3 protein-coding genes are annotated in these 5,418 nt (G+C 50.0%); 2 read left to right on the forward strand and 1 reads right to left on the reverse strand.

The window, feature by feature from the left end; translation table 11 throughout:
- Nucleotides 1–1,289: pilus assembly protein TadG-related protein (locus ACI3UA_RS00005; protein WP_439722776.1), on the reverse strand; the 1,289-nt coding region annotated here is incomplete at its 3' end.
- Nucleotides 1,290–1,708: 419 nt separating this feature from the next.
- Here ACI3UA_RS00005 and ACI3UA_RS00010 point away from each other — a divergent pair.
- Nucleotides 1,709–3,394: a LysR substrate-binding domain-containing protein gene (locus tag ACI3UA_RS00010; RefSeq protein ID WP_439722777.1), complete on the forward strand. Its 1,686-nt coding sequence runs from the start codon at nucleotides 1,709–1,711 to the stop codon at nucleotides 3,392–3,394.
- 156 nt (nucleotides 3,395–3,550) lie between these two features.
- Nucleotides 3,551–5,356 carry a phosphoethanolamine transferase gene (locus ACI3UA_RS00015; protein ID WP_439722778.1) on the forward strand — a complete coding sequence of 602 codons (1,806 nt, stop codon included), beginning with the start codon at nucleotides 3,551–3,553 and terminating at the stop codon, nucleotides 5,354–5,356.
- The last annotated feature ends 62 nt before the right edge of the window (nucleotides 5,357–5,418 follow it).

Raw genomic sequence — 5,418 nt, forward strand, 5'->3', positions numbered from 1 at the left:
GCACCGCCGCCGATGTTAGTCTGGTAATACCTGCCCTTGCCGGTGATTTCAATGCCCTTGCCCACTACGGAGCCGTAGAAATTCAGGCCCTGATCGTTCATGTGAATGTAAGCATTCGGGGCGCAGATGGCACCGCGGAAGGTAGAGTTGTTGGCTTCGATATACACTGTACTGGTGCCGGTGTAAACCAGCACAACAGGGCGGCTGGTATCTGACATGTTTATCCTTACGGTCATCTTGGCCATCTGACTGCTGTCCACGATGATGTACAGAGGCACATCGTTGCCGTCTGCATCCTTTTTGGCAGGAAGGTTGCCGTCAATGACAATGTCAGGGTTGATGCCCTGATTATTGTAAATATAGTCATAATCCTGCCATTCACCGGTAGCATACTTACTCAGGTTAATCTGGTTGCCGGAGGTATCATTTATGGAATTTCCCTCGGCGGCGGCCAGAATGGCTTTCATTTCTGCGGATAAATCGCCGTCAGGGTCAGCCTCGATGTCATTGCAGTATTTTTTGTAATCCTCGCTCAGTACCCTGTTGCCGTTCTCATCTACAACGTAGTTGCCGTTTTCATCCTTTTGGTAGATGATATCACTGAGTACGGTGTTATCATCAAAGTTTTCCAGTACAGATGGCTGGAGCAGCTCATGGGTGTAGTGCTTGGCGCTGTCTGCATCCTCACCGACAGCAACAACCCTGCCCTGATAGAAAGAAGAATCCTTAATTTGAGCAATGGTAATATTGTCAGGATTCTGATTGGCGTTGATGGAGCGGAAGCCGCCATCACTAAATTTAAAGAGTGCGTCAAACAGTGGTGCATTACTGCTGGAGCTGCCGCCAGAGGATTTGGAAATCTTGGCGATACTGTCAGCGCGAATTTCAGTGGAATCGCCGATATCGCTGAAATAGCTGAGGAAGTAGATTGGCACCTCGGATTTCAGCTCTGCCTTGTAGAAAACATCGCCATTCTGATTAGTTCCTACTTTATAGCTCTGATTTTCCTTTGTGACCTCGGACATGTTTGTCGTTACAGAATCCGTGGCGGCGGCATCAGCAACGGTTTTGGAATTGCCGTTGTTGCAGTAAGCCCAGCCTCCGGCTATGGCAGCTGCGTCAGCTGCATTCTGCAGTTTTGATTTGGTGAGATACATGTTGCCGTAATCCACGGTAAAGCCGGTGGCGGCAATAACCAGCGGCAGCAGCACTGCCGTGAACACAAGAATCTGCCCTTTTTGGCGCTGTGCATTGATATAACCTGCAACGCGCCTGAGTACGCTTAACATCATTATATCCTCCTTTTTGTATAATCCCTACCATAGTATAGTATACTAAATTCACAGAAAGTTGAATAGTCTTTAGTTTTATTTTTATGGAAAATTTGCTTAATCATACGTAATGTGGAAATTTTTTTCATTGTGCCGCTTGCAATGCTAATAGATGATTTTTTTGTCAAAATTAACAAAAAAGAGAGAAAATATATTTAAATATGATTAACTTCATCATTTGACATATTGGTTATAGTTTATTAAAATATAAGAAGGTATTTTATCTATTTTTAGGTATTGGGGTTGTTGTTATGACTTATGCTGACACTATTTTAGGCACAGCATGTCAGCTTGCCAGTGGTAAGAGAAGACACCGCAGGTCGTCGGGCGGTGAAGGCACAAAAAAACAGGAAAATATCCAGGTCAATGAAGAAAACATGACAGCCACTATATCGGAGCAGGTGCAGGCAACAGAGAATGTTGATGGGGTAGCTGCGGCTGCGCAGGAGGTGGATGCCATCCGGCAGGCGGTGCAGGAGGCGGATTTTGTCGGACAGCCTGTACAGAAGCAGGAAACTGTGCAGCAGGCAGTGCTGGCGGCAGATGCTGTGCAGGATGTATCGCAAAAAACAGATTCGGCACAGCAGATGGTGCAGGAAACCAGTGCCGTACAGCAGGCGGCGCAGGAGGCCATAAGGGAGGCTCAGGCCATGAAGGCCGAGGCGGAGCGCGCTATGCAGGAAGCCCAGGCCATGAAGGAAGTTCAGGCTATGAAGGCCGAGGCGGCGCGTATCATGCAGGAGGCTCAGGCCATGAAGGCCGAGGCGGCGCGCGCCATGCAGGAGCTGCAGGCCATGAAGGAACAGGCGCAGTCCGAGAAGGAAGGCGCATCCCTCAGGATGGTTGCCGGTGGCGAGGCCGGCAAGCCGGAGGCCGCCAAGGCACAGCCGAAGGAGGGCAAGGAGGCACTTCGCCTGGTAGTTGATGGGTCCCACCGCGTCCGCAGTGGTGAGGCAGGCAGGCAGATGGGAGAGCCGTCTTTGCATGTGGTTACGAATGAATCACCGCATCGTGTGCAGGACAATGAGCCGCCGAGGATGGTGGTCGATGAACCACATAGTGCGGATAGTCAGGCGGCCGGTCAGGATGCGTCCGGGGGGATGAACCAGTGGGCGCAGTACGATGAGCCTGTGGCTGCACAGGAGGTAAAGGAGCCTCGCGGCAAGGCGGGTTCGTCCGGTATTTCTTCGTTTTTGAGCTCTTTGCTGAAGGGTGCATCAAAGAGCAATATGATTGAGATGCTGGATCCGGCAGGCAAGAGTGCCGATGATGAGAGCTCCCTCAAAAAGCTGACTGGCAAGTTCAAGCCGATAAATCCTCTGCTGAAGCGTTCCGAGTATGCTCGTTATGTCAAGGCGCAGGAGGATTATTATGATATGCAGGCCGATGCTCAGGAGGATGACGAGGCAGTACCTGTGACTGCTACCCTGAACGTGGGTATTCCGGAAACCCTGCTGATGTACAGGGTGCCTGAGTTTTTGAAGGAGTTCAGCAAGACATTCCCGCATATCGGGGTGTCTATGAATGTGTATAACTCCGTTGAGGTTACTACGAAGGTAGCTTCCGGCATGCTGGATGTGGGGATTCATTACAATGCGGTGAAGAATCCTCTGATTTCTACGCAGAAGCTGCTGTCCATACCGCTGGTTCTGGTTGGTTCGCCGTATATGGCGGAGGCTGACCGGGATTTTATTACCGGCAATCAGAAAAAGAATGTGGCGCTGATTTGCTTTGACCAGGATGGCGTGTATGAGCGTCTTTCCAATATCTATCTCAGCAGGAAGAACATTGTGATGGAGGAAACCTCCATCATGAAGAATATCGAGGCTATCAAGTCGCGAATTGTCTGCAACAAGGGTGTAGCTGTCCTGCCGCGGTATGCTGTTGAGAAGGAGCTGGCCAATGGCACGTTGATAGAGCTGAAAACTGATATCAAGAATTGCAGTGTCAGTGCGATGATTTCTATTAACGAGCGCAGGTGGATTTCTGAGGAGCTTAGCAGTTTTGTGTCCGCGATTCAGAAGTTCTATCGGATTTCGGAGGCTTTGTCTGACATGGCCTGATGATTTTTGCCGGATGGGGCGTTTTAGTGTGTTGTATGTACTGCCGCCGTGGCTTTGTCTGCATGGCGGCGGTTTTTTATTGTTTCAATAGACGAGTTTTGCTTATATGGCTTGTGAGCTTTATGGGCAGTGTGAAATTTATGGAGCTGGGAGATTATGGGATTTAGATTTGGGCGTGGATTTTGGCTCAGGGGCAGGCCGGGGGATGCAGGCAGATGGCTCTACGAAAGGCTGTCCGGAGTGTTTGAGCAGGAGCACAGCCTGATTTGCTGGCTGTTCGTGTTTAATTCGAGCGTGGCAGGCGCATATTTCTGTGCCAACAGCAGTATGGAGCCGGGGCGGCGCGTGGCTGTAAGCCTGGTGCATTATTTATTGCCGGGGGTGCTGTGGATTTTTCTGCTGGCATGCTTTTTTCATGGCTTTAGGTGGAAGTGGATGAAGTATCTGTGTGCTTTTGTACTGCTGGGATATGCCGGAGTGACCTGTGTTGCTGACTGGTTTATCATGTATCAGTATGAGGATGTGCTGGATACCTCCAAGCTGATGATTTTGATGGGGACAGACCCCAGCACGGCAATGGAGTTTCTGGAAACCTACGTGTATAAGCCGCAGGTGTGTACTGTACTGCTGCTGGCGGCCGTGGCCTGTGCGGGGCTGGCAGTTTTTGTCAGAAGGCACAGCCTGGGCAGGCGGGGATGCCGCCTGATGTGCATTACGCTGTTTTTTGCTGTGGCCAGCAACGTGATTATCGGTGTGCAGAGCTATGAGAAATACACCGGTATGAACAGGGATATGGAGTTTGTACGCAAGAGCATTTTTTATGATACGGTTTACAGTCATTTGAACATTTTGCGCATCACCAATGATTTTTTGATTGGCGTTGCCAATATGGGGGATGAGGAAACTGTTTATGCCGCGCTGGATGAGCTGGCTGAAAAGGAGATTGTTGATGCCGGGACGAGGCAGGTTCCCTATGTGGTATTTATTCTGGGAGAATCCACGGACAGAAATCACATGAGCCTTTACGGCTACCATCTGGACACCTCCCCGCATCTGAAAATGCGTGATGCCAGGGGCGAGCTGGCTGTTTTTGACGACACCATAGCCTGCGGCAATGGCACGGCAAATGTGATGTCAATCGTGTTCAATACGTCAACGAAGGAACGCGATGAAAATGTATGGTGGTATAAGTATCCCAATATGATTGATATTCTGCGCAAGGCAGGGTATTATGCGGTATGGCTTTCCAATCAGGAGCCTGTGGGACGCTGGGGGAATTTTGACAGGTATTATGCACAGCGTTCTGATGCGTGCCATTTTCTGCATATTTCCGGCAGTGCTGCCGGTGGCGGCGTGGCCGTTGCCGAGTATGATGAAAAGCTGCTGCAGCCGCTGGAAGAGTATCTGCAGTACAATGAACAGCCGAAGCAGTATTATACGATTCATCTGGAGGGAACGCATGAGAATTTCGTGCGCCGGTATCCGCAGTCCTTTGCCAGATTTACGGCGGATGATGAGCCGGGGGAGAAGGACGAGCGGGGAAAACTGCAGGCTGAATATGATAATGCCGTGTATTATAACGATTATGTGGTGGATGAAATTATACGGCGCTTTGAGGACAAGAATGCGATAATTTTTTATATTTCTGACCATGGCATGGATTTGTATGATACTGCGGATTTTGCAGGGCATAGCTCCGAGGAAAAGGGGAGCCGGCATATGATAGAGGTGCCTTTTATTATCTGGGCGTCCTCAAGCTACAAGGAACAGAACCCCGATATCTGGGCGAGAATCAAGGGGGCTGTGCATCGGCCTTACCGCACGGATTACCTGATGCACACGATTTTTGATGCCATTGGTGTGACGGCTTCTTCCTATGAAGCAAGGTACAGTGTTATCAATGAAGAGTATGAGGCTGTGAAGCGGATTTATAACGGCGCGCTGTATGAAAAACAGCAGTAATGCGGGAGAGCGATTGCGCTGATGGTGATTGCCTCTGCACTGATGGCACGAATTGGTTGCGC

This window comes from Anaerovibrio sp. (assembly GCF_051866355.1).
Lineage (GTDB): Bacteria > Bacillota > Negativicutes > Selenomonadales > Selenomonadaceae > Anaerovibrio.

Excerpts from the sequence above, each read along its gene's own strand:
- ACI3UA_RS00010 (WP_439722777.1), top strand. The coding sequence starts at position 1,709 with ATGACAGCCACTATATCGGAGCAGGTGCAGGCAACAGAGAATGTTGAT.
- ACI3UA_RS00015 (WP_439722778.1), top strand. The coding sequence starts at position 3,551 with ATGGGATTTAGATTTGGGCGTGGATTTTGGCTCAGGGGCAGGCCGGGG.